The 23,250-nt window shown below is 59.5% G+C and carries 24 protein-coding genes; 2 read left to right on the top strand and 22 right to left on the bottom strand.

Annotated features, from left to right (window positions below; genetic code table 11):
• From G1C95_RS00965 to xerA, 4 genes are all read right to left on the bottom strand, one after another.
• Positions 1-978, bottom strand: coding sequence for an ABC transporter permease (locus tag G1C95_RS00965; RefSeq protein WP_169171071.1), 978 nt, complete (start codon positions 976-978; stop codon positions 1-3).
• Positions 979-998: 20 nt separating this feature from the next.
• Positions 999-1,925: an ABC transporter permease gene (locus G1C95_RS00960; protein WP_169171070.1), complete on the bottom strand. Its 927-nt coding sequence runs from the start codon at positions 1,923-1,925 to the stop codon at positions 999-1,001.
• A gap of 243 nt (positions 1,926-2,168) precedes the next feature.
• Positions 2,169-3,815 (bottom strand): peptide ABC transporter substrate-binding protein, encoded by a 1,647-nt coding sequence (locus G1C95_RS00955; protein ID WP_169171069.1) that lies wholly within the window; start codon positions 3,813-3,815, stop codon positions 2,169-2,171.
• Positions 3,816-4,073: 258 nt separating this feature from the next.
• Positions 4,074-5,099, bottom strand: a complete 1,026-nt coding sequence (gene xerA / locus G1C95_RS00950; protein WP_169171488.1) for a site-specific tyrosine recombinase/integron integrase — start codon at positions 5,097-5,099, stop codon at positions 4,074-4,076.
• Between the two features lie 140 nt (positions 5,100-5,239).
• Between xerA and G1C95_RS00945 the strand changes: the two genes are divergently transcribed.
• Complete coding sequence (locus G1C95_RS00945) at positions 5,240-5,497, top strand: DUF6725 family protein (protein ID WP_169171068.1); 258 nt, start codon at positions 5,240-5,242, stop codon at positions 5,495-5,497.
• Positions 5,498-5,559: 62 nt separating this feature from the next.
• Here the strand turns inward: G1C95_RS00945 and G1C95_RS00940 are convergent, their stop codons facing one another.
• From G1C95_RS00940 to G1C95_RS00855, 18 genes are all read right to left on the bottom strand, one after another.
• A complete protein-coding gene (locus G1C95_RS00940; protein WP_169171067.1) occupies positions 5,560-6,573 on the bottom strand; it encodes a prephenate dehydrogenase in 1,014 nt (337 codons plus the stop codon).
• Positions 6,567-7,553, bottom strand: a complete 987-nt coding sequence (locus tag G1C95_RS00935) for a prephenate dehydratase (RefSeq protein WP_169171066.1) — start codon at positions 7,551-7,553, stop codon at positions 6,567-6,569. Before G1C95_RS00935 ends, G1C95_RS00940 begins: the two co-directional genes overlap by 7 nt.
• Positions 7,554-7,599: 46 nt before the next feature.
• Positions 7,600-8,082, bottom strand: a complete 483-nt coding sequence (locus G1C95_RS00930) for an alcohol dehydrogenase (protein WP_240947361.1) — start codon at positions 8,080-8,082, stop codon at positions 7,600-7,602.
• Positions 8,083-8,143: 61 nt separating this feature from the next.
• On the bottom strand, positions 8,144-10,072 hold the full coding sequence (gene typA, locus G1C95_RS00925) for a translational GTPase TypA (protein ID WP_169171065.1): 1,929 nt from the start codon (positions 10,070-10,072) through the stop codon (positions 8,144-8,146).
• Positions 10,073-10,272: 200 nt separating this feature from the next.
• Complete coding sequence (locus G1C95_RS00920) at positions 10,273-10,836, bottom strand: cysteine hydrolase family protein (protein WP_169171064.1); 564 nt, start codon at positions 10,834-10,836, stop codon at positions 10,273-10,275.
• Between the two features lie 3 nt (positions 10,837-10,839).
• A complete protein-coding gene (locus G1C95_RS00915) occupies positions 10,840-12,294 on the bottom strand; it encodes a purine-cytosine permease family protein (protein WP_169171063.1) in 1,455 nt (484 codons plus the stop codon).
• 55 nt (positions 12,295-12,349) lie between these two features.
• The gene (locus G1C95_RS00910) at positions 12,350-13,234 is read right to left on the bottom strand and encodes an NUDIX hydrolase (RefSeq protein ID WP_169171062.1); all 885 of its coding nucleotides are present in this window, start codon (positions 13,232-13,234) and stop codon (positions 12,350-12,352) included.
• Between the two features lie 101 nt (positions 13,235-13,335).
• Positions 13,336-13,941: an SMC-Scp complex subunit ScpB gene (gene scpB, locus G1C95_RS00905; RefSeq protein WP_240947360.1), complete on the bottom strand. Its 606-nt coding sequence runs from the start codon at positions 13,939-13,941 to the stop codon at positions 13,336-13,338.
• A 23-nt stretch (positions 13,942-13,964) separates the two neighbouring features.
• Positions 13,965-14,843, bottom strand: coding sequence for a segregation and condensation protein A (locus G1C95_RS00900; RefSeq protein WP_169171060.1), 879 nt, complete (start codon positions 14,841-14,843; stop codon positions 13,965-13,967).
• 47 nt (positions 14,844-14,890) lie between these two features.
• Positions 14,891-15,730 carry a ParA family protein gene (locus G1C95_RS00895; protein WP_169171059.1) on the bottom strand — a complete coding sequence of 280 codons (840 nt, stop codon included), beginning with the start codon at positions 15,728-15,730 and terminating at the stop codon, positions 14,891-14,893.
• Between the two features lie 121 nt (positions 15,731-15,851).
• Positions 15,852-16,781, bottom strand: coding sequence for a site-specific tyrosine recombinase XerD (xerD, locus tag G1C95_RS00890; RefSeq protein WP_169171058.1), 930 nt, complete (start codon positions 16,779-16,781; stop codon positions 15,852-15,854).
• A 109-nt stretch (positions 16,782-16,890) separates the two neighbouring features.
• On the bottom strand, positions 16,891-17,271 hold the full coding sequence (gene rplT, locus G1C95_RS00885) for a 50S ribosomal protein L20 (RefSeq protein WP_169171057.1): 381 nt from the start codon (positions 17,269-17,271) through the stop codon (positions 16,891-16,893).
• Between the two features lie 55 nt (positions 17,272-17,326).
• Positions 17,327-17,521, bottom strand: coding sequence for a 50S ribosomal protein L35 (gene rpmI, locus G1C95_RS00880; protein WP_169171056.1), 195 nt, complete (start codon positions 17,519-17,521; stop codon positions 17,327-17,329).
• Positions 17,502-18,227, bottom strand: a complete 726-nt coding sequence (infC, locus tag G1C95_RS00875) for a translation initiation factor IF-3 (RefSeq protein WP_169171487.1) — start codon at positions 18,225-18,227, stop codon at positions 17,502-17,504. Before infC ends, rpmI begins: the two co-directional genes overlap by 20 nt.
• A 271-nt stretch (positions 18,228-18,498) precedes the next feature.
• Positions 18,499-20,169, bottom strand: coding sequence for a spermidine synthase (locus G1C95_RS00870; protein WP_240947359.1), 1,671 nt, complete (start codon positions 20,167-20,169; stop codon positions 18,499-18,501).
• Positions 20,170-20,204: 35 nt separating this feature from the next.
• Complete coding sequence (locus tag G1C95_RS00865) at positions 20,205-20,783, bottom strand: ECF transporter S component (RefSeq protein WP_169171055.1); 579 nt, start codon at positions 20,781-20,783, stop codon at positions 20,205-20,207.
• Positions 20,784-20,802: 19 nt separating this feature from the next.
• A complete protein-coding gene (locus tag G1C95_RS00860; RefSeq protein WP_169171054.1) occupies positions 20,803-21,339 on the bottom strand; it encodes a uridine kinase family protein in 537 nt (178 codons plus the stop codon).
• A gap of 11 nt (positions 21,340-21,350) precedes the next feature.
• Positions 21,351-22,121, bottom strand: a complete 771-nt coding sequence (locus G1C95_RS00855; RefSeq protein ID WP_240947358.1) for a DUF362 domain-containing protein — start codon at positions 22,119-22,121, stop codon at positions 21,351-21,353.
• Between the two features lie 234 nt (positions 22,122-22,355).
• On the opposite strand from G1C95_RS00855, the gene G1C95_RS00850 reads away from it, so the two are divergent.
• On the top strand, positions 22,356-23,117 hold the full coding sequence (locus G1C95_RS00850; RefSeq protein WP_169171053.1) for a thiamine diphosphokinase: 762 nt from the start codon (positions 22,356-22,358) through the stop codon (positions 23,115-23,117).
• The last annotated feature ends 133 nt before the right edge of the window (positions 23,118-23,250 follow it).

The following is a 23,250-nucleotide window of genomic DNA, read 5'->3' as shown; positions in this document are numbered from 1 at the left end:
TCAGGCCGTACGGCTCTTCGGGTCGAGGGCGTCCTTGACGGCGTCGCCCATCATGATGAAGGCCAGCACGGTGATGGCCAATGCAGCGGCTGGGTAGAACAGTACGAGCGGATCGGTCTGAAGGTTCGTCTGGGCGCTGGAGATATCGCCGCCCCAGCTCACCGTGGTGGTGGGTAGGCCGACGCCCAGGAAGCTCAGCGTAGCCTCCGCCACAATGTAGGAGGCCAGCGACGTGGTGCCGATCACGATGATCGGGGCCAAGGAATTCGGCAGGATGTGGCGGAACAGGTTACGTGCCGGAGTGGAGCCCAGTGCAGTGGAGGCCGTGTTGAATTCCAGATTCTTGGATTCCATAACGGCGCTTCGGGCGATACGGGCCACGCCCACCCATCCGAACAGAGCCAGCACAAGCACGATTTTCCAGATGGACTTGGAGGTCTTGAACATCTGCAGCACCACGATGGCACCGAGCAGCATCGGCAAAGCGAAGAAGATATCGGTGATGCGGGAGAGCACCGCGTCAAGCCAGCCGCCGAAGAAGCCGGCCACGGAACCGATCAGCGTGCCGAGGATCACCACAAGCAGTGTGGAGAGAATGCCCACGGACAGCGAGGTGCGGGTGCCGTACACCACACGCGTGTACACGTCGCAGCCCTGCAGGTCATAGCCGAAGGGATGCCCGTCAGAGGCGGGGCTCAGCGAATTGGCCAGGTCGCAGGCGTTCGGATCCTGCTTGGTGAACAGCCCCGGCGCGATGGCCACCACGATGATGAACAGAATCAGCAGTCCGGAGATGATGAACAGCGGGTTGCGGCGCAGCGTACGCCACGCATCGGCCCACATGCTGGTGGCAGGGGCGTTTTCGTCGACGGAGTCGACGCTTTGCAAAGGTGTTTCCTCGATCGGGGCGACATAGCGCTCCTGACCGGGCAGGGTTTCGACGGCATACCCGTCGGATTTGGTGGTGATATCGGTCATATCAGATATTCCTCCCTGGATCACGCGTAGCGGATGCGCGGGTCGAGGGCCGCGTACAACATGTCGACGATAAGATTGCACACCACGAACACCAGCATCAGCAGTGTGACGATGGACACCACAAGATTGGCCTCACCCTTGAGAATGGACTGGTAGGTGAGGAAGCCGATGCCGTGGATGTTGAAGATCTGCTCGGTGATCATGGCACCGCCCATCAGGGCACCGATGTCCTGACCGAGATAGGTGACCACGGGAATCAACGAGTTGCGCAGCACATGGCGCAGCATGACCTGACCGTTGCCCATGCCTTTGGCACGTGCGGTGCGCACATAATCCTCGGCGATGTTGGAGGAGATTTCGGCGCGGGTCAGTCGGATGATGTATGCCATGGACACCGAACCGAGCACCATAGCCGGCATAAGCAGGTCGAGGAAGGTGGGGTCAGAGCCGGCGGTCACGGGCAGAATGGACCATTTGATGCCGAGCAGGTACTGCAGCACGAAGCCGGTGACGAAGGTCGGCACGGAGATAAGCAGCAGGGAGACGATTAGGATAACCGTGTCATACCACTTGCCCTTCTTCAAGCCGGAGATGATGCCGAACACCACGCCGAAAATGGCCTCGAACACGAACGCCATCAAACCGAGCTTGATGGTGACGGGGAAGGCGCGAGTGATTTCGTCGATTACCGGCTGACCGGCAAAAGTATTGCCGAAATCCAGGGTAAGCGCGTTCTTCAGATAGATGAAGTACTGGATGATGAACGGCTGATCAAGATGATATTCAGCGCGGATCTGGGCTGCGACGGCCTCATTGATGGGCTTGTCTCCGAACATGGCCTTAACCGGATCACCGGGCAGGAAGAACACAAGCGCGTACACAAGAAATGTCGTACCAAGAACCACGGGAATCATCTGCAGGATTCGTCGCAGCAGATACTTGCCCATTTGGTTGTCTCCTTGTTTACTTTGACCGGTTCGGAATGCAGCAAGCACCCTTGCCAGTCGACAAATACTCGGTTAGTTTACCGCAAGGGCTGACGAGCCCTTGACAATTGCACGGATTGTGGCCTTTTTATGCTGCTGAATGCTGCCACGCTCCTATACGACAAGGGCGGGAACCCGAAGATTCCCGCCCTTGTTTGCCATGAATGGCTTACCGAAAACGAATCGGCGAAGGTGAGGTCAAACTCACTTCTTGGTCATGGATTCGTAGGTCGGCAGGTTCTGCCAGTTCATCTCGAAGCCGTCCTTGACGTTCAGGGAGGCCACGCCGTTGGCGTTGGAGTAGTACAGCGGGAATGCCGGCAGATCCTTCAGAAGGATCTCCTCGGCCTGCTGGTAAAGCTTGTTGGCCTCATCAGTGCTCTTGGCGGCAGCAGCCTGCAGGCACAGGTTGTCGAACTCAGGGTTCTTGTAGTCGCCATCGTTGGAGCCCTTGCCGTCGGCAGCGGCGGTGGAATAGAGCTGCCACAGATAGTTCTCAGCGGACGGGTAATCCGGCTGCCAGCCAGTGCGGAAGGCACCGGTCATCTGGCGGTTGGTGATCGCGTCGCGGAACTCCTGGAAGGTCGGGATCGGGTTGGTGGAGGCGTTGATGCCGAGGTTGTTCTTGAGCTGGTTCACCACGGCGTCATAGATCGGCTTGGCACCGCCATCGGCGTTGTAGGCGAAGGTCAGTTCGCCATCGAACTTGGAGATGGCGTCGGCCTGCTCCCACAGCTTCTTGGCCTCATCCGGGTTGTACTTGAGGTATTCGCTGCCCTTGAGGTTCTTGGAATAGCCAGGGGTCTTCGGGGAGGTGAAGTCGGTCGGAGCGGTGGCTTCGCCGTTGAGTACCTTGTCGATGATCTGCTGACGATCGATGGCCATGGAGATGGCCTCACGACGCAGGTTGCCTTCCTCAGTGTTGTTCTGGAAGTGTTCCAAGTTGGAGGGGATGGTGAAGGTCTGGATGACGGAGCCGGCCTCGGAGTAGTACTGGATCTTCTTGTCGGTCTTGTAGGTCTTGGTGAAGGAAGCCGGGACGGATTCCATCACGTCAAGGTTGCCGGCCTGGATATCGCGGTAGGCGGCGGTGTCGTCGGTGTAGATCTTGAAGGTCACGCCGTCGTTCTTGACTTCCTCGTTGCCCTTGTAGTCAGGGTTCTTGACGAGCACGAGTTCCTTGTTGTGATCCCACTTCTCCAGCTTGTACGGGCCGTTGGAGACGGGCTTCTCGCCGAAGGCCTTGGTGTCCTTGTAGAAGGCTTCAGGCAGCGGGGCGAAGGCCAGGTAGCCGACCTTGATCGGGAAGACGGAATCGGACTGGTTCATGTCCACGGTGAAGGTGTGGTCATCCACAACGGTCAGACCGGAGAGCTGCTCGTCACCCTTCAAGCCGTCCTTCTGCAGATCCTCATAACCCTTGATGGTGGAGAAGAAGGAGGAGCACTTCTGGGCGTTCTTGGCGTTGGCCACGTAAGACCAAGCCTTGGTGAAGGACTCGGCGGTCACCGGGGTGCCGTCGGTGAACTTCCAGCCATCCTTAATCTTGATGGCGTACTGGGTGGCGTCGTCGTTCGGGGTGATAGATTCGGCGACCTCGTTGGAAGCGTTGCCGTCCTTGTCGAAGGAGACGAGGCGGGAGAACAGCAGATCGCCCGGCTTGCCGCCACCGGTTTCGTTGGTGTTGCCCGGGATCAGCGGGTTCTGCGGTTCGGAAGCGTAAGCAGTGATGACATTGGAGCCGGCAGTGGTGCCGTCAGCGGCGTTGTCGGCGCTGGAGCCGCCGCAAGCGCTCAGCAGCATGGCCATGGAGCAAGCCATGGCGGCGAAAGCAAGAGCTTTCTTCTTCATTGATTATCTCCTATTCATTGGAATACGGAACAGTACCGTTCCATCTCACGCGAACGGGGTTGGCGATCCTGACCGTTATGTATCGTGCGGTCGGGAACACACCAACCCCGTTGCTGATTGATTGTTAGTATCCCTCACTTGGCCGACAACCGGTAGTCCGTTTGTTACGACAATGTGAATATCCGGTGTTTCTTGTCTGGCATTGGTCTGTGAATTGGGTGTTTTTTCGCTCTGCCCGGGCTTGTTCCACACTTGGAGTCAAGCCCTCGGAAACGCCTGACCGTATCGGGCTTTGAGCTGTTCGATGGACACATGCGTGTAGCGCTGCGTGGTTTTGAGCGAGGAATGGCCCAGCATCTCCTGCACCTGACGCAGGTCCGCGCCCCCATCCAGCAGGTGGGTAGCGGCCGAATGACGCAGTGCGTGTGGGCTGATGTCAGGGACGCCGGCGGCCCGTGCGGCTCTGTGCACCACATCCCTGGCGACGCGCTGATTAAGACGTGCGCCGCGGATTCCCAAAAACAGCGCATCAGTCGCTTGGCGCTGAATATCGCTTGCGTGCCCCTGACCAGACATGCGATTCGTCAGCAATCCGCAACGCACATCAAGCCAACGCTCCAGTGCCTGTGCGGCCGGGCCACCGAACGGTACCACGCGCTGCTTGTTGCCTTTGCCCGTCACGCGAATGGTGCGTTGGGTGAAATCCACATCCCGTACATCCAAGGCGACCAGTTCGGCAACACGGATGCCCGTGGCATACAACAGTTCCAGCATTGCCATATCCCGCGCTCGAATTTCTAGGGGTTCCTCGGCGCGATGGTCGGTGTCGGCATCGTCTGGCTCGCCGCAGTTGCCAGCTTTTGTCTCATCCTGCGCTTTGTCAGGTTGCGTTGCGGCGGATGCGCAGGCGTCGGCCGTATCCAGCAATTGTTCGGCCTGGGCTTCACTGAGCACGGCGGGCAGCGTATCGGGAATTTTCGGCGTCATCAATGTGGCGGCGGGATTGACGCGTATCAGCTCATGCTCGTGCGCCCAAGCGAAGAATCCACGCACCGCCACGGTTTTTCGAGCCATGCTGCTTTTGGCGTGGGTTCTGGAGACATACGCCATCCAACTACGCAAATCGTCCAGACTGATTTCGCACAGATCCTGCATGCCACGCCGATCGAAGAACTGCAGGCAGTCCTGCACATCCGCGCGATACGCTTTCAGCGTATTGGCGGATAAGCCGCGATTGGCCTTGAGATAGCGCAGGAATGCGTCCAGCGTGTCTTCGAATCCCATAATCGGCCCTTCTCCTCGAATATTATGCGCCGGCACACGGCCCTGCCAACGACTATAACCGTCAGTCACGGTGTATTCTGTTAGCACACCGAACACTGTGGTTACGGGTATTCGCTTCAGCTTCATGGAAGGGGCATATCATGACATTGCCAAGACAGATCCCAGCGGGCGCACGCGTGGTGGTGCGCGTCACCGAAGGCGTCGATCAGACGGATGGCCGCATGAAATTCCGTGACTATGTGGGCCATGTGATCTCGTGGAACGGCTACACGCTGGAACTGCTGCGCGATGCGGCGGCCAATGGTTCACGTCCGCAACAGAACGTCACCATTCACCAAGAGCAGATCGCCACGTTGAAGCCCGTTCCCGAGCGCCCGGATAATCCTGGACGGCCGTAAGTACGCTAGGCTACGGCGTAAGTGACATCTCTCCCCCGAAAAACCACAGAGGCAATTATCCGCTAGCGCATCGCCGGCTGTTGCACAACGGTAGCTGTGCGCTCTGAGCCGGCGGCATTGAGGGCAATGATGGCTTCGCCTCGACGGGCTGATTCAAGCAACGCCTGCTGCCAGCCGTGTTCGGGAATTAGCATGGTGTGTCGAGACGCTTCAGCACCTGCATTGACGGCAGCCTTGTAAGCCCGGAACGGATCTCCTGCGGCAAAGAATTCGCCGATTGCCCGCTCGTTACCATCGTGCAGATGATCGGCGATGTCCGTCAGCCGTGCGGCCATATGTCGCAGCAGCTCCTCGACGTTTACGGCATCCTCTTCAATCATCGCGCGAGTGCGCTCAGGGTCGGTCAAGGCGACGCGGGTCATGTCACGCCAGGATCCTGCGGCCAAGGCGGCTGCGATATTGCGATCGGGATTGGCAACCAGTTCGTTGATCAGCGCGGTGGATACCGCGTGGGGCATGTGGGAGATCATCGCCGCGGCCTTGTCATGGCTATCGTCATCCACCACGATGAGCCGATTGCCGATGGCTCCGCAAATCAACTGGGCCACTGCGGCAAAACGCACATAATCCGTGCGTTCATCCACGGTAATAGCCCAGAGAGCCCCGTCATAGAGGTGTGGGTCGGCTGCCTGCCAGCCGGAATGCTCATTGCCGGCCATCGGGTGGGCGCCCACGTATTGTTCACTCAGCCCGGCTTCTTCGATTTGTTGGCGCACCATGCCCTTCACCGACCCCACGTCGGTAAGCGTGATATCAGGATGGGCATCCAGCAATGGTTGCAATGCGCCCAGTATTGCAGGCATGGCTTTCAGCGGATTGCACAATACGATGATGTCTGGTTCGGCTGCCACTAGCTGCGCCAAACTAGGCACACAGCGAATACCATCTGCTTCGGCCTGTGCATAAGGATGCGGACGATGGTTCCATGCCACAACATTGACGCCGCGATCCACCAGTCTGCGGGCTAAGGAGCCTCCGATCAGGCCGAGGCCGATGATGCCGATATTGCTTACCACAGCATCTCCCTTCGCACAATGTCATGCTCTCGCCAGTTGCTGTCCGCCATTTCGGATTCGATATGCACGCCTCCGGTGGGCAGCATCCACGTGTTCACCGGCGGATTGGGGCGTTCGCGACGCGGATAGACGGCCAGGGTCTTCACCCAATCGCCATGATCGACAATCTCTTCCAAGGCGTTGCGGAAGCGTTGCTCCCATGGCGCGGCGTCGACGGTGGCGATGAAGCTGTATGTGCCGTCGTGGCCTTTGATCGGTCGGGAGATGAAGCTGGTCATATTCAATCCTGCGTCGCGCAGCACGTCCAGCAAATTCGCCAGCACGCCGGGACCAGTGACCAGCGGAATGAAGGTGACGATGGTTTCGAATTCCTCCGCCTGCCCATGGCCTGCACGGGCGTTGAGCTCGTGCACCACATCGCGCGGGGCGATAATAAGGAATTCAGTGTGTGCGCCGTCATAATCCTGCACATGTTCGGCGATGGTGCTCAGATGATACAGTTCGCCGCAGATGCCGGGGCCGAGCGCCACTTGGCCATCCTGCAGGTCGCGGCAAGCCGCCGCATTCGATGAAGAAGGTTTGGAGCGCAACCCGTGCGCGGCGATGAACTGCTTGCATTGGGCCAGACCGTGGCTATGCGCGAGCACCTGCGCACCGCCCAACCCCGTTCCGCTTGTCTGTGTGTCATGGGTGACGAAGGCATTGAAGGCAATGTCAACGCTCACTCTGGCGAATCCCGCCACATCCGGCGCATCGATCAGCGCGTCGAGGTTCGGCACCACATAGCCTTCGACGTTATTCTCCCATGCGATCACGCCCCACCCTTTGTGGGATTGCACGGCCTCGAAAATCGAGGGAATGTCCGGCATGGCGGCCAAATCGAAATCGCCAAGCAAATGGAATTCTTCGGCGGCCATCATTGCCGCCTGATGCGTGAAGGTACCCTCGGGCCCCAGATAGAACAACGTCATTCGTGCCATAGGCATCTATGGTAGCGGCACCACCGTGAAATCAGCGTTGTTTGGTTCACGATGACGAGATGATGTCGCCCTCAGCATCGGCGTCGGCATGGGTACCAACGTCAGCATGAACGGCATCAACCTTACGCGGAGGCACCACGAACCATGCACGCGGCAGGCATAGCTCGATAACCTGCACCGCAATCAGGCCATACAACCAGATATAGCCGGCATGCTGGCTGAAGAACGGCATATCGCCTTGGAATCCGCCTACGATTACGGCATTGCCGCTGGAGGCGGTCAAGGCCAGCCACCATGCGGTACTGGACGATGAGATCAGATGCAGGGCCAAACCCACGACGCCCATGCGCGCACGGGCGCACCATGTGGACAGTCCAATAAGCAGGAATGCCAGTGCCAACCCGTAGGGAATGTTCATATCCGCACCCATACGGTGTGCGAATGTGCCCACGAATGCGGCGAATGCGCCGGCCAGCAACGTGATAAGCGTTCTGACCAGCGCATTCTGGCGATGCGACCAAGGAAGCATAATCACCTTCTGATTGGTCTGATTAACAATCCAACAGCATCCAAGCCGCTGCGAAACAGGCTCAGGCCTTGGTCTGGTTGTTCTGGCGACGCTGCTTGGCGCGCCACTTGTACCAATCCTCACGGCCGAGGATGATCTTGCGCACACGCACGGATTCCGGCGTCACTTCCACGCACTCATCTTCATTGGCGAAGTCGAGGCATTCCTCGAGGCTCATCTTGATCGGCGGGGTCAGGGTTTCGAGCACGTCGGCGGTGGAGGAACGCATGTTGGTCATATGCTTGGCCAGCGTGATGTTCACATCCAGCTCGTCAGGCTTGTTGTTCACACCCACGACCTGGCCTTCATACACCGGCGACTGCGGATCGACGAAGAAGTTGCCACGAGCCTGCAAACGCTGCATGGCGTACGGGGTGGCAACGCCCTGACGATCGCAGACCATGGAGCCGTTCTGACGGGTCACGATCTGGCCCGCCCACGGAGCATAGCCGGCGGAGATGGAAGAAGCGATGCCGGTGCCGCGAGTGGCGGACAGCAGCGCGGTACGGAAGCCAATCAGGCCACGGGACGGCACGGTGAACTGCAGACGCACCCAGCCGGAGCCATGGTTGGTCATGCCGTCCATACGGCCCTTGCGGTCGGCCATCAGCTGGGTGACGGTGCCCATGTATTCTTCGGGCACGTCGATGGTGGTGTTTTCCATCGGCTCGTTGATCACGCCGTCGATGGTCTTGGTAACCACCTGGGGGCGGCCGACGGTCAGCTCGTAACCTTCGCGGCGCATCTGCTCGGCAAGCACGGCCAGGGCGAGTTCGCCACGGCCCTGCACCTCCCAAGCATCGGGTCGGTCGGTGGGCAGCACCTTGATGGACACGTTACCGATAAGCTCGCGATCGAGACGATCCTTGATCATGCGGGCAGTGAGCTTGTGATCCTTGCCTTCGGTGCCGGCCAGCGGGGAGTCGTTGATGCCGAAGGTCATCGAGATGGCCGGGTCATCCACGTGAATCAGCGGCAGGGGCTTGGGATCGTTGGGATCGACGATGGTTTCGCCGATCATGATGTCGTTCACGCCGGCGACGGCAACGATGTCGCCGGGGCCAGCGGAGGCAACCGGGAAGCGGTCGAGGCCCTGGGTGCGCAGCAGCTCGGAAACACGGAAGTTCTCGATGGAGCCGTCCACACGAGACAGGCCGTAGGTCTTGCCCTTCTCCAGCGTGCCGTTGTATATACGCACCAGGCCGAGACGTCCGAGGAAGTCGGAGGAGTCGATGTTGGCCACATGCGCCTGCAGCGGCGCGCCTTCCTCGTATTCGGGGGCAGGAATGTTCTTGATAATGGCTTCGAACAACGGTTCGAGGTTGTCGTTGTCGGGCAGCTGGCCGTCCTCAGGCTGGTTGACGGAGGCATAGCCGGCCTTGGCCGCGCAGTAGATCACCGGCAGGTCGAGCAGAGCGTCAAGATCCAGGTCGATGCCCTCGTGCTGCACATCGTCGGCCAGGCCGAGCAGCAGATCGGAGGATTCGCCCACCACTTCATCGATACGGGAATCGGGGCGGTCGACCTTGTTAACGCACAGAATCACCGGCAGCTTGGCTTCCAAAGCCTTGCGCAGCACGAAACGGGTCTGCGGCAGCGGACCTTCCGAAGCGTCGACGAGCAGCACCACGCCGTCGACCATGGAGATGCCGCGCTCAACCTCACCACCGAAATCAGCGTGGCCAGGGGTGTCGATGATGTTCAGGGTGATGCCATCGGGATGGCCATACTTGGCGGCCAGCGGGCCGGTGTATTCCACGGCCGTGTTCTTGGCGAGAATGGTGATGCCCTTCTCACGCTCAAGATCGTTGGAGTCCATCACGCGATCGGGGACTTCCTCGCGCTCACTGAAGACATGGGACTGCTGGAGCATGGCATTGACCAGGGTGGTCTTGCCGTGGTCGACGTGAGCCACAATCGCCACATTACGGATATCACCGCGAACCGCCATCGAAACCTCTCTTAACTGTTGATTTTGGGTTCTTTCGTCTGTCTACCGATTCATTACGCTCGGTACTTACACATAAACCGACCTAAGCGTAGCGGCATATCAGGACACTGTGCAGAGCACTCCCCCGATATCGCAAATGGCTGCTGCCGACGATAGCAACGTCGGCAGCAGCCATAAACAAGCTACGCTTCCATGTCCGTTCAGCCAAGCACGGTGGCGGAATCGGTGATGGTGATCAACGGTGTGAACAGAGCCATGGTGTCGAGGGCGCGCTGATGGTTCTCCGGCGAGCTGCCGGCGCAGGCGTCGGCCACCACGCGTACGGCCACACCGGCGTCGGCGGCGGCCAAGGCGGTGGTGATCACGCAGCAGTCAGTGGCCACGCCGCACAGGGCAATCCGTTTGGCGCCATCGATGGCCTGTGCCAATTCGTCGCCCCATTTGCCGAATGTGTCCTTCGAAACCACCGGATGGCCGACGGCGAGTGCCGCGGTATCGGCGGTCAGATCGTACATCGGATCATCCGGTGGCACGAGGAACTGCGGCCAATCCTTGAAGTAGTCGACCCATGCGTTCAAGGCTGGCGTGGGTGCCACATATCGCGTATAGGCAACGCGGTCGCCGTAGGCCTTGGCAAGCGCCGAGAAGGCCGCGTCGGTGGTGTGGAAGCTGCCATTCGGGCAGGCCCAATCGGACCAGTCGGATTCAGCGAATACCTTCTGGCGGTCGATGACGACCAGCCATTCGTCATTGGGTACACTCATGGCTCAGGCCTCCTGTTCCTGACGCTTGATGTCGTCGCGCTGGAAGATGATCGCGCCGAGCAGGCCAACCAGCAATGCCACGATGACGCCGAGGTTGGCGGAGGCCCAGTTACCGTCCTTGCCGCCGAAGAGGCCAAGGAAGTAGCCCTGCCATTCGAGCCAGCCGGCGGAGGTGTTCACCACCAGGCCCCAGCCGAGCACGGTGCCCACGGCCAAGATGACCAGCGACTTGATGTTCCAGGCACCATAGCGGCCGTTGGCGTCGTAAAGGTCGTCGGTGTTGTAATCCTGCTTGCGCAGCAGCACGTCGGCGATGAACAGGCCCGTCCATACGGCCATCGGCACGCCGAGGGTGATCAGGAAGCCCTGGAACGGGCCGATGAAGGTGTCGGAGAAGAAGGTCACATACACCACGCCGAGCACGGTGAGGGCGGCGGTGAGGGCGGCGGCGGCCACGCGCGGCATCTTGATGCCGAAGCTCAGCAGTGCCAGTCCGTTGGAGTAGTTGTCCATGATAGCGCCGGACATCAGGCCAAGCACGGCCACGATGGTGAACGGCACGAGATACCAGGTCGGCAGAATGGAGGCCATGGCGCCGATCGGATCGTTGCCCACAGCCTCAGACAGTTCGGGGCTGGAGACGGCAAGCAGTCCGCCGTAGACGACCAGCAGCACAGGGGCCAGCGAGGCGCCGACCGTGGTCCACGCCACGATGCCGGAGTTCGAGGATTTGCGCGGCAGGTAGCGCGAGTAGTCGGCGGCCATATTCACCCAGCCGAGGCCGAATCCGGTCATCACGAAGAAGCATGCGCCGAGTACGGCAGGCAGGGAGCCATTGGCCGCAGAGCCGATGGCGGAGAAGTCGATGTGGGACCAGCCGAGGATAAAGAAGCCGACGGTTACCACGCCGGTGACGATGGTGATAACCTGCTGGGCTTTCATGATCAGGTCGTAGCCGAAAATACCGGCGACGACCACAAGTCCGACCACCACGATGGTGGAGATGAGCTTCGGCGCGGCACCCGATCCCAGCCCCAGACGATCAAAGGTAGAGGCGAGGGCGAGCACGGCGGTGGTGGTCAGCGAAATCTCCCAGCCGAGCGTGGCGATCCAGCTCAGGACGCTCGGCACCTTGGCACCTTCCACGCCGAAGGTGGCGCGGGTGATCACCATGGTCGGGGCGTTGGCACGCTTGCCGGCGATCGAGACCACGCCGACCAGCAGGAAGGAGACCACGATGCCGATGATGGTGGCGAGCGTGGCCTGCCAGAACGAGATGCCGAAGCCCAATGCCCATGCGCCATACGACATGGCCAGCACGGAGATGTTGACGGCGAACCACGGCCAGAACAGATCTTTTGGCGTGCCGTGGCGATCGGATTCGGCAATGGTGTCGATGCCCTGCTCCTCCACGCTGAACGCGGAGTTTCTCTCTTTGTTTTCAGTAGTGTCACTCATGGTGACCCCCTTGGGTGTTTGGTTTGGTTATTCGATGAATCGACAGGCGAAGGAACTATTGCGCATGTTCCGCGTGGCGCCGCCGCTCCGGACGGGAGGGCATGAGCGCGGACAACGCATCATCCACAGGATCTCGTTCGACAGTTGCGGCGTTCACTTCACCGCCGTCGAACGCATATGGCGCGCTGATGCGCGGGGTGCGTTCGGACGCATACCGGTAGATGGTGGCAGGGCGTTGACGCCCTTCCCTGGTCTTCTCTCCGGTGTCTTCGAGCATGCCTGAGGCCAGGATTTTGCGACGGAAGTTGGCCAGATCCACCAGTTTGCCGTCAATAGCCTCGTAAACGTCATGCAGCTGCCGCAGGGTGAATGTTGGGCCGAGCAGACGAGTGGCCACGTCGGAATATTCGATTTTCGAACGCAATCTGGTCAATGCGTAGTCAACGATTTCCCGATGGTCGAAAGCCAACGGCGGCAGCGTGTCTTCGGGGAACCAGCGCACGTTGTCGCCTTCCTCGAATCCTGCCGTCTCCCCCTGGCCCACCAACGCCCAGTAGACGATAGAGACCATGGGAAGTCCGCCGTGCGAGCGCTCAGGATCGCCGAAGGTGTAAAGCTGTTCCAGGTATCGCGGATGCAATGCCGTGGTGGATTCAAGCGCCGCGAATGCCGATTGTTCCAGTGAACGGTCGGCCCTGAGACCGCCGCCGGGCAGCGCCCAATCGCCAAGGAAGGGTTGCTTCACCCTTCTGACCAGCGGCAGCCACAATCGCGATCGATCGGATCGGTCGCCGTTGTTCATATCAGGCTTGTTCAGAGGCACATCGCCGTCACTGTTTTGGGAGATTTGGGAATGCTTGGGTCCCAAGGCCAGTATCACCACGGATACGCCGACTTGGGGCGGCGCACTGCGCCGTTCGGAGACATTGCCGAATCCCATGCTATTCCACCTTTGCCGTGCGGATGCCATCGATTACATTGGCTCCCTGATGGGAACCGGATGACAGTGCATCAGCATACCACTACTTATAGTCATCGTGACTATAAGTCGGTGCGCTCCGTTTCATCGGCAAGGTCTGCGGCACTCACCACATCCGCCACAGCGGGCAGGAAAGGTGCCAGTGCAGGCAGTTCATCAAGACTGTCAAGGCCCATATATTCCAAAAACAGCTCTGAGGTGACCAGTAGCGCAGCTCGCGAATCAGCTTCGATACCTTGTTCGCGAATCAGACCGCGCACCGTCAGCGAACGGATCACGCCATCGGAGTTGACGCCACGAATGGCGGCCACCTGGGCACGCGTCACCGGCTGCCTGTAAGCGATAATGGCCAATGCTTCCAATGCCGCCTGCGATAGGCGCGCTGTTTGCCCGTCGGTGACGAAGGCGGCAACCACGGGCTCGAATTCGACACGGTTGGCGAATTGCCAGCCGCGAACGCCGCGTCGCAGTTCGAAACCGCGATTTTCACTGGCATAGGAGTCGCGCATACGCTCCAAGGCTTCATGCACTTCGCCGATATCGACATGCAGTACGCGAGCCATGTCATCGGCGGTTTGCGGCTGGTCGGCGACCATCAGAATCGCCTCCAAGCAGGAGTCGAGGCCGCCGGGAAAATCATCCACTGTTCGGATTCCAGCGTCTGTCATGTGGGTTCCTTCATGTTGCATAATCATGCGAAATCACCTTCGCTGATGGGTGTGTCACCCACGTCTTCTTGCGTTCCGGCAACCCATCGCAAAAGCAGCTGTCCAAATGGGGCATCCTGCCGGTATTGCAGCACGCCATGTTTAAAGAACATCAGTACGGCCATGAATCGGGCGACGATTTCAAGGCGCGACACGCAGTCACGGGTCAGGTCGCGGAATGACATGCCCGTCTGCCCGCAAGCGCGCAACCGTTCGCGCACCACCGCCGATTGCGCGCGCAGATCGACCAGCGGCACATGCAGCTGATGCGTCGCTACCTCGCTGGCCGGCGCGTTGGCGATGACACGAGCGGCGATGGCGGCCAAATCCGCCGGTGTGATGGTCCACACCAATTCCGGCAGCAGATCCTTCATGGATTCGTCCAGCACACCGGGATGTGCGAATCGCCCGGCATTGGCTGCAAAACGCATACGAAAATCGACGGCGGCCTGTTTGTAGGCGCGGTATTGCAGCAGTCTTGCGAAGAGCAGATCCCGCTCGCGCAGGGCGTCAAGGCTTTGCTCATCACGCTGACCGTTTTCTGTGTCAGGCAGCAGGGCCGCGGACTTCGCTTCGACGAGAATGGATGCCACATCAATAAAGGCGCTGGCCTCATCCATATTGCGGCCAAAATCCAGCGTGCGCACATAGGCGAGGAATTCCTCAGTGATGGATGACAAGGAGACTTCGGTCAGTTCCAGTCTGTTATCGGCAATCAGGGTGAGCAGCGCGTCGAACGGGCCACTATAAACCTCAAGGTTCACATGGAAAGCCGAACCGGTGATGGATTCGGACTCGTCTATCTGGTCGTTCAGCTGGCCACTCACCTGTTTGCCCAGCTGTTCGATCGATTGCACGCTCATAGCAGCGGATTATTCATCGCGGATATCGCTGTGTCAGCTCGGCCATTTCAGGCCACGACACCGCGGGCGACCAGTTCACGCGCCACCTCACGGTATTCCTTGGAGGTTTTGTGCTGCGGCGCATAGATGACCACCGGGGCAGCCGCCACATTGGAGTCAGGCAGTTTGATGGAACGGGAGATAACGGTGTGGAACACCTTGTCCTGGAACGCTTCGTAGATGCGTTGCATCACTTCCTCACAGTGCAGGGTTTTGGTGTACATGGTCACCAACACACCATACACCTGCAGGGCAGGGTTGATGCGGCTCTGCACCTTTTCGATGGATTGCATCAGCAGGGCCACACCGCGCAGGGCGAAGAACTCGGCAGCCACGGGGATGATCACGCCGTCGGCTGCGGTGAGCGCGTTCACGGTGAGCAGGCCCAGCGACGGCTGACAGTCCACGATAATCACATCGTATTCGTTCTTAAGCTTGCGTAACACGCCATTGAGAATCTGCTCGCGGCCTACTTCGGTGACCAGCTGCACCTCCGCCGCCGACAAATCGATGTTGGCGGGAATGATGTCAATGTTTTCGAAGGCGGTGTGCTGCACCACCTCGTGCGGATCAAGCGTGGGATCGAACAGCGCGGTGTAGATGGTGCTGTCCACAGCGTTCGCATTGATGCCCAAGCCTACGGTGGCGGCACCCTGCGGATCAAAGTCGATAATCAGCACACGGCGCCCGTATTGCGCCAGCGCGCCGCCGATGTTGATGGAGCTGGTGGTTTTGCCTACGCCGCCCTTTTGGTTGCACATGGCAATCACCCTGGCGGGGCCGTGCTGTTGCAGCGGCTGGGGTGCGGGAAAGGTTTCGTATTCACGTCCAAGCAGATCGGTAGGCATACCGTTTACCTTATCATCTTCAAGCCCTGTGTTTTGGTTCACCGCTCTGATGGTTCCCGGCAAATCGAACATTCCCTGTTCACACATACTTACAGCCTACTCTGGGAGAGTTCTCACACTGCTATCGGTGCGCCCTGGGATGGGCGGTCAGATACGTTTCGATGAGGTTTTCGGGGCTGACATGCGTGTAGATCTGCGTGGTGGTCACGCTGGCGTGCCCCAAGAGCTCCTGTACGGTGCGCACGTCCGCGCCGCCTTGAATCAGATGCGTGGCGAAGGAGTGTCGCAGCGTATGCGGGTGCAGGGGTTTGTCGATGTGGGCGCGCTCCCCCGCCGCCTTCACCACCTCCCACACGGATTGACGCGACAATCGCCTGCCACGCTTGTTTAAAAACAGCGCGCGACGTTCCGACACTTTGGCGCTGGATTTCGCTTCCAATACGCCGCGCGCCTGATCCAGATATTGCCGCACGGCCGTGCAAGCGTAGCTGCCAAGCGGCACCAGTCGCTGCTTGGATCCCTTGCCCATCAGCCGCACCACATGCTCATCCAAGTCGATGTCTTCGAGATTGGTGCCAACCGCTTCCGACACGCGGCAGCCGGTGGCATACATGAATTCCAATAATGCTTTGTCGCGCAGCACCACGGGATCCGTGGCACCGCCCATCGTCGCCGCGTCAAGCAGACAGGCCACTTCGTCCACGGTGAGCACATCCGGCAGGCTGCTGGCACCTTTCGGGGCCTTGACCGTCGCCGATACATCGTCGAGCACGGCATGCTGGCTCAAGGCGAATCGGTGGAATTCATGCAACGAGGCCAGGCGGCGGGCTTTGGATCGCGCCGACTCCCCTGCGATGTCAAGCGCCGCGACATAATCCTCGACATCCTGCTTGCTGATGGCGTTCACGTCATGTATGCCGCGCGACTGAAGCCAGGCGACGTATTTGTTTATGTCGGATTCGTACGCTCGTACCGTGGCGTCCGCAAGTCCTCTCTCCACGCCGATGTGTACGAGAAACTGCTCTTCAAGTCGTGTGAATCCTGAGGTCATGGTGTTTATGATACGGCTGTCGATGATATGGCAAAGCCCCACACCAATCGGCGTGGGGCTGATGATCTACCTAGTCAGGTACGAAGCCTTAATGGGCTCCTGTCCAGACTCAGGCCACCGGGGCGTTGACGTCCTCAGGCAGAGCAGCCTTGGCGGCCTCCACGATGGTCTTGAAGGTCTCGGGATCGGAGACGGCCAGCTCGGCGAGAGCGCGGCGGTCCAGTTCGATGCCGGCGAGCTTCAGGCCCTGGATGAAGCGGTTGTAGGTGATGCCTTCGGCGCGGACGGCAGCGTTGATGCGCTGGATCCACAGCTTGCGGAAGTCGCCCTTGCGAGCCTTACGGTCGCGGAAGTTGTAGTTAAAGGAGTGCAGCAGCTGTTCCTTGGCCTTGCGGTACAGGCGGGAACGCTGGCCGCGGTAGCCGGAAGCCCTTTCGAGAACAACGCGACGCTTCTTGTGGGCGTTTACTGCGCGCTTGACACGTGCCATAATCTATTCCTCAGCTTTCTAAAAGTCTTCTATTCGTTGCGTGACGCCTAAAGGCTCACTTCTGGATGAGCTGCTTGAGCTTCTTGGCCTGGCCACCGCGCAGAACGTCATCGGCGGACAGGGCGCGACGCTTCTTGGCGGACTTGTGCTCAAGGTTGTGGCGCATGGCGGAACCGACCTGCATCACCTTACCGGTGCCGGTGAGGCGAACGCGCTTGGAAGCGGCGGAATTACTTTTCATCTTCGGCATTGCTGCCCTCCTTGCTGGTTTGCTTCTTCATATCGGAAGTCGTGGGGGAAATCGAGGCCTTCGCTTCAGCAGCGGCCTGTGCCTGGGCCTCCTGCTTGGCAGCCAGACGAGCGGCCTGACGTGCCTGGCGTTCGGCGCGGGACTGGTCGCCGCGACGGCGCTGCTCGGACTGGGTGTGCACCTTCTTGCCCTTGGGCGCAAGCGTCATGATGATGTTGCGACCCTCCTGCTTCGGCTGGGACTCGATGGTGCCGAATTCCTCGACATTCTCGGCCAGACGCTGCAGCAGTTCCACACCACCGATCGGGCGGGAGATCTCACGACCACGAAGCATAATGGTGACCTTGACCTTGTCGCCTCCGGACAGGAAGCGGCTCACATGGCCGGTTTTCACCTCGAAATCGTGATCGTCGATCTTCAGGCGGAAGCGAATCTCCTTGATTTCCGCCGTGCTCTGGTTGCGGCGAGCTTCACGAGCCTTAATCTTCTCGTTGTACTTGAACTTGCCGTAGTCGATGAGCTTGGCGACCGGAGGCTTCGCGTTCGGCGCCACCTCGACGAGATCGAGGTTCGCCTCCTTGGCAAGGTTCAACGCGACCGATGTCGCGATGACGCCCACCTGCTCGCCCTTCGGGCCGATCAGGCGCACTTGCGAGACGCGAATCTCGTCGTTAATGCGTGGTTCGTCGCTGATGATGACTCCAATCCTCTGCTGTTCCTCGCGAGACTTCCTACTGGATGGAGTTCATGGCAAGCCAAAGCCCGCGTTGCATAACGCAAGTTTTCTTCTGGCCAGCGCTTGGCGCTGTGTCATTGCGAACACCATATCTTGTGGCATTCGGTAGGCTGTTGCCTTGAACCCGAGGCCCTAATAGGCTTCCAGGTGGGGTTGCCCCGCTTTCTTGATTTCTCAAGCCAAATGACTATATTACCATGCGGCTGGACAAGGGCGACACACCTTGCCACCCCAGCCATCATCAGCGCACGGCACGCAGCAGGCCTCCGATGCCCTCCTCGGTCAGAATCTGCCGATACGGGCCGGCCTCGTTGGCGATGATGGCGTCGATGGCGCGCATGCCAAGCACTTCAACGGGGGCGCAGTCATCCGTCAGGATCGTCGAATCGTCGTCGGGGGCGTCCACATCCTGAAAACGGGCAGCGACCTCATCCATATACCACTTGAGTTCCTCGCTACCGGTGCGCATATAGGTCACCGTGCGCAGCGGAATGGCCTTGGCATCGCGTTTGATGTCAGAGGCACCCTTGGTGGCTTTATCTTCACCCTGCACTTTGGCAAACAACTCACGGTTGGTGGTGTTGGGCACATCGGCGGTAAGCATATTGCGCGCGTCAAACACGCTGGCGATGGTGTCGCTGAGCGCTTCGTTAATAGAACCGGCACCGTCGGCGGTCATATTCATATTGACCACCATCACCCCACCGGGGTTCAGATGCTCTTTGACCATGCGGAAAAACTCCGCGGAGCTCATCTGGAAGGGGATGGTGATGTCCTGATAGGCATCAACCATAATCACGTCATAGGTGTCATGCGAGGCGGCAAGCCAGGCTCGACCGTCATACGTGGAGACGGGGATATCCGCGGGCTCGTCGAAGTACTCCCCCGCCAGTTCAGTGATTTTTTGGTCGATTTCCACGCCGGTGATCTGCATGTCGGGATAGTACTGCCGCAGCTGGCGGGCATAAGTACCGGTGCCCATGCCGAGAATCAACGCCGATTCGGCCTTGTCCGCCAGAGCCGGGGCCGCCAGCGCGGTGTCGTAATACATGCCAGTCAAGCCCGGAGCCTTCATGGTGACCGATTGCACGCCGAATAATACGTTGGTGGACAAAATCGTGCGGTCGGACAGGTTTTTGACCTGCAGATAGTTGTAGATCGATTCGCCTTCGTAGGCGAGGTTCGTCTCCCAGAACGCGAAACCCGTCAGAGGGCTGGCCAGCGAGGTAGCAACGAAGATCACGGCGCTGATGGCACAGGCCACACGCTTGGCTTTGATAGAGATGAAATATACCAGCGGGATCGCCAGCAGCACACCGGAGAAGATCAGGAAGCTGACGAAAGTGCCGACTGCGGGAATCGTCACAAAAGTGGGCAGGAAGGTGCCGAGAATCGAGCCGATGGTGTTGCAGGCGGAGAGACGTCCGACCACGCTGGCGTTATCTTCCAGCGATGTGGTGGCGAATTTGTTCAGACCGGCGGTCACGGTGCCGAGCAGAAACAGCGGCGGTACAAAAATCAGCATGCAGCTGACAAACGCCGCGATAATCAGAAAATTGGTGGATACGGTGACGATCAGCAGACCGGACACCAGCAGAATCACATATTTGCCAACCAGCGGGATCAACGCGATCCATACGGCCGCCACCATAATGCGCAAATACAGTTTGTCGGGGTTCGGATCCTTATCGGCCCATTTGCCGCCGAACACCGCACCCAGCGCCAGTGCGATCATGATGGTGCCGATGATGATGGTCCACACGATCTGCGAGCTGGAGAAGTAGGGGGCGAGCAGGCGCGACGCCCCCAGTTCGGCGGCCATGACAGCCATGCCGGAGAAGAATTCGGTGATATACAGAAACACCTTTGATTTCAAAATCGGCCGTTCGCTGGCCTGGCTGATCCGCGCCATAATTCTCCTTCGGCAGCTGGGTGGGGCGACTGTGCTCAGTGACGCTTGGCGATTAGATCATTGGTCCAGTAGGCCAGCGGCGGCAGAAGCGCCAGCTGCAGGGCGATGCCGGGCAGACCGGCGACCAAGCTGGACGTCCAGATCGAGGCAATGGACATATCCCTGCCGAAGGCCAGTACGGCGACGGCCACGGCGAGACTATAGGCCACACGACCGGCAATCTGGGCGATCAGTACCTTAGCAATGGCGGGCAACTTGATGTCGCGCAGCAAGCCGGCGACCAGACCGTACACGCACAGTTCGACCACCATCAGCGGCAGCATGGCAAGCATCGGCATGCCTGAAAGCGCGAAGCTCACCAGTGGAGCGGCCGCTCCGGCGATGGCACCGGCGGCAGGGCCAGCCACCAGACCTACGAAGATAATCGGCAGATGCATGGGCAGGAACGCCGACCCCAGTGCGGTGCCGAGGCCCGAGGCCGCGCCCATCGCATGGAATAGCTGAGGCAGTGCGACCGCTGCCACGATGGCGAGCGCCGTGGCGGCGGTTTTGGTGGTTACGCTCAGGCGCGGCAGATCGGCGCGGCGGATGGCGGTGGTATTGGCTGATGTCATTGTGATACTCCTTGGTAGTTCAGTTTGTTGGTTCGCCTGATGGTTCGCCGTTCAGGCTGAGGGTGATATCGGCGAAACGGCGTGTGTCTGTGGACGTGAAGTAGCGTTCCTCCATCGGAATCCATTCGTCGAGGAATCGCCGCAATAGTGCGGCGTTGCGGGCTTCGAGACGACGACGCTGTTCAGCTGGGTCGACATCCACGAACATGGTCAGATCGTAGTAGCCGCGCAGTTCGGGGTGCAGGGCGTAGCTGCCTTCCACGATGGTTAGCGGCGCGTGTGGATCAAGCTCAATGGCGGGCTCGAAGCATAGCGCGCGACAATTCCATGGCTGGTATGAGGTCGTGCGACCGTCATGCAGGGGTTTGAGCACTTGGCTTTCCACCCGTTCGCGATCCACGTTGCCGCCGGGTTCGGCGAGACGCTGATCGGTGCGTTGTTCGGGGCGCAGGAAGAAATCATCCATGTGCACGATTTGCGCGCCGACTTTCTGCGCCAGTGTGGCCGCCAGAGTAGTTTTACCGGCGGCGCACCGCCCGTCAATGCCGATAATCATCGCGTGAGGCCTTAGTCCAGCACGGTCAAACGATAGGCGCGCGAACCGATGCCGAGTGCTTCGGCGTGTTCGAGAATGTGCTCACCATGGCGGCTGGCGATGCGTTCGGTGACGGATGCACCGTCGTCGGCGGCATGAATCAGATCCACGCAGGCCTGGTCGAGAGCCACCGGGTCGAGCGAGGAGAGCACGCCGATGTCGTGCATATCCGGCTCGCTCGGCGTGGCGAAGCAGTCGCAGTCCACGGAGATGCGATTCATCACGTTGAGGTATTGCATGCGCCCGCCCATATGGGTGATCACGGCTTCGTCGGCTTCTGCCATCGCCTCGATGAATTCGAGTTGCGGGGCTTCGACCCACCGATCGGTGGCACGGCCGCCGGAATGGATCCAGCGCTTGCCGTTCGAGGAGGCCAGGCCGATAGATACGTTCTTGAGTGCGCCGCCGAAGCCTCCCATCGGATGGCCTTTGAAATGCGAGAGCACGAACATGGAATCGTAATCGTCGATGTGCTTGCCCACGATGTCGTAGGCGATAACCTGATGCTTGGCCACGGGAATCTCGATTTCGCCGCCCATATCAAGGATTTCGACCGGTGCGATGTCCGCATAGCCGTGATCCTTCATAATCTGCAGGATTTTCTCGGGTGTTTCGCGGTTGCCGTCGTATGCGGTGGCACATTCGACCAACGTGCCGCCAAGTTCGCTAACGAGATCGGCAATCAGTGCCGGGCTCAGGTTGTTGGATTTGTCGGATTCGCCGGAGTGGATTTTGATCGCCATCTTGCCGGGCAGCTTTGCCCCCCAGCGCATGATAGGCGTCGAGAATCGATGCTGGCGTGATTGCGGGCGTGAAGAACACCTCTGGCGCGTGTTCGTCGTTGACGCGGTGTTCCAGACGGGTGACATCAATGGACATGGATAACCTCACTTCCCTAGGGATTTGTCTCGACGATACCAACTTACAGCCGACTTGAAGCAAATTGTCATGTTCTTCGGCGTTTTATACTGACCGCTATGAACGTTACACAGCATGATGCCACCACTGCCCCGCACCAGGTATGCGTGATTTTCGCCGCCGGCCAGTATTACGCAGAGCGCCCCGAAGTGCCTGCCGGCGCATTTGTGGTCGCCGCAGACGGCGGCTACGACCATGCGAACGAACTCGGCGTCACGCCCGATGTGGTGATTGGCGACTTTGATTCGATCGCACAGTTGCCGGACACGACGGACACCATCGCGCTGCCCGCGCAAAAGGACGAAACCGATATGCCACAAGCGGTGAAAATCGGCTGGAATCATGGCATCCGGGAATTCCACCTTTATGGCGGCCTTGGCGGACGCATTGATCATTCGTTGGCGAATCTACAGCTGTTAGCCGGCATCGCGCAGCATGGCGGTATCGGTTTTCTGCACGGTAATGGCACTGTGGTCACGGCAATTGCGAACGGCGAGCTGACATTCGCCGCCAATCAGGTGGCCGAGCGGAGAATGGTTTCCGTATTCGCCCATTCCGACCACGCACTGGGCGTCACGATTCGAGGATTGAAATATGAGACACAACCGGTGGATTGGGTCAATAGCCATGCGCTGGGAGTGAGCAACGAGTTTCTGCCCGGTGTGGCCTCGTCGATTAGCGTTCGCGAGGGCACGCTGATCATCACATATCCGGCAGAGGCACCTGCCCCCGAATGGAACACCAGCGTACAGGAAGCACAATCATTCGGCGAAATCGATGATTACGAATCGCAACTGCTTTCCCCGCTGTTTCGTCAGTGACACTGTGCATTCGTCAATTACACTGTGCAACAGCACACGAGTGTGAACGCTCACAAAAAATCGGCGTGTTCTGCCGAAACACACGGCGAAATCTTGCCTGAAGTACAGGCGACGCATTAGAGTAACAGGTGTT

This window comes from Bifidobacterium oedipodis (genome assembly GCF_012932425.1).
In the GTDB taxonomy this organism is placed as follows: Bacteria; Actinomycetota; Actinomycetes; order Actinomycetales; family Bifidobacteriaceae; genus Bifidobacterium; species Bifidobacterium oedipodis.
The sequence above is the reverse complement of the archived record's forward strand: the minus strand, read 5'-3'. Positions and strand labels throughout refer to the sequence as shown.

Bases quoted from the DNA above. Each gene is read 5' to 3' on its own strand.
- G1C95_RS00865 (WP_169171055.1), bottom strand. From the start codon at position 20,783: ATGACATCAGCCAATACCACCGCCATCCGCCGCGCCGATCTGCCGCGC.
- G1C95_RS00965 (WP_169171071.1), bottom strand. From the start codon at position 978: ATGACCGATATCACCACCAAATCCGACGGGTATGCCGTCGAAACCCTG.
- G1C95_RS00895 (WP_169171059.1), bottom strand. From the start codon at position 15,730: ATGCCTACCGATCTGCTTGGACGTGAATACGAAACCTTTCCCGCACCC.
- G1C95_RS00870 (WP_240947359.1), bottom strand. From the start codon at position 20,169: ATGGCGCGGATCAGCCAGGCCAGCGAACGGCCGATTTTGAAATCAAAG.
- rplT (WP_169171057.1), bottom strand. From the start codon at position 17,271: ATGGCACGTGTCAAGCGCGCAGTAAACGCCCACAAGAAGCGTCGCGTT.
- G1C95_RS00910 (WP_169171062.1), bottom strand. From the start codon at position 13,234: ATGGGATTCGGCAATGTCTCCGAACGGCGCAGTGCGCCGCCCCAAGTC.
- typA (WP_169171065.1), bottom strand. From the start codon at position 10,072: ATGGCGGTTCGCGGTGATATCCGTAATGTGGCGATTGTGGCTCACGTC.
- G1C95_RS00960 (WP_169171070.1), bottom strand. From the start codon at position 1,925: ATGGGCAAGTATCTGCTGCGACGAATCCTGCAGATGATTCCCGTGGTT.
- xerA (WP_169171488.1), bottom strand. From the start codon at position 5,099: ATGGGATTCGAAGACACGCTGGACGCATTCCTGCGCTATCTCAAGGCC.
- rpmI (WP_169171056.1), bottom strand. From the start codon at position 17,521: ATGCCGAAGATGAAAAGTAATTCCGCCGCTTCCAAGCGCGTTCGCCTC.
- G1C95_RS00900 (WP_169171060.1), bottom strand. From the start codon at position 14,843: ATGAGCGTGCAATCGATCGAACAGCTGGGCAAACAGGTGAGTGGCCAG.
- G1C95_RS00935 (WP_169171066.1), bottom strand. From the start codon at position 7,553: ATGGCACGAATGACGTTGTTCTATCTGGGGCCCGAGGGTACCTTCACG.
- G1C95_RS00915 (WP_169171063.1), bottom strand. From the start codon at position 12,294: ATGAGTGACACTACTGAAAACAAAGAGAGAAACTCCGCGTTCAGCGTG.
- scpB (WP_240947360.1), bottom strand. From the start codon at position 13,941: ATGACAGACGCTGGAATCCGAACAGTGGATGATTTTCCCGGCGGCCTC.
- G1C95_RS00920 (WP_169171064.1), bottom strand. From the start codon at position 10,836: ATGAGTGTACCCAATGACGAATGGCTGGTCGTCATCGACCGCCAGAAG.
- G1C95_RS00955 (WP_169171069.1), bottom strand. From the start codon at position 3,815: ATGAAGAAGAAAGCTCTTGCTTTCGCCGCCATGGCTTGCTCCATGGCC.
- G1C95_RS00945 (WP_169171068.1), top strand. From the start codon at position 5,240: ATGACATTGCCAAGACAGATCCCAGCGGGCGCACGCGTGGTGGTGCGC.
- G1C95_RS00860 (WP_169171054.1), bottom strand. From the start codon at position 21,339: ATGATTATCGGCATTGACGGGCGGTGCGCCGCCGGTAAAACTACTCTG.
- G1C95_RS00850 (WP_169171053.1), top strand. From the start codon at position 22,356: ATGAACGTTACACAGCATGATGCCACCACTGCCCCGCACCAGGTATGC.
- G1C95_RS00855 (WP_240947358.1), bottom strand. From the start codon at position 22,121: ATGGCGATCAAAATCCACTCCGGCGAATCCGACAAATCCAACAACCTG.
- G1C95_RS00930 (WP_240947361.1), bottom strand. From the start codon at position 8,082: ATGCTTCCTTGGTCGCATCGCCAGAATGCGCTGGTCAGAACGCTTATC.
- xerD (WP_169171058.1), bottom strand. From the start codon at position 16,781: ATGACCTCAGGATTCACACGACTTGAAGAGCAGTTTCTCGTACACATC.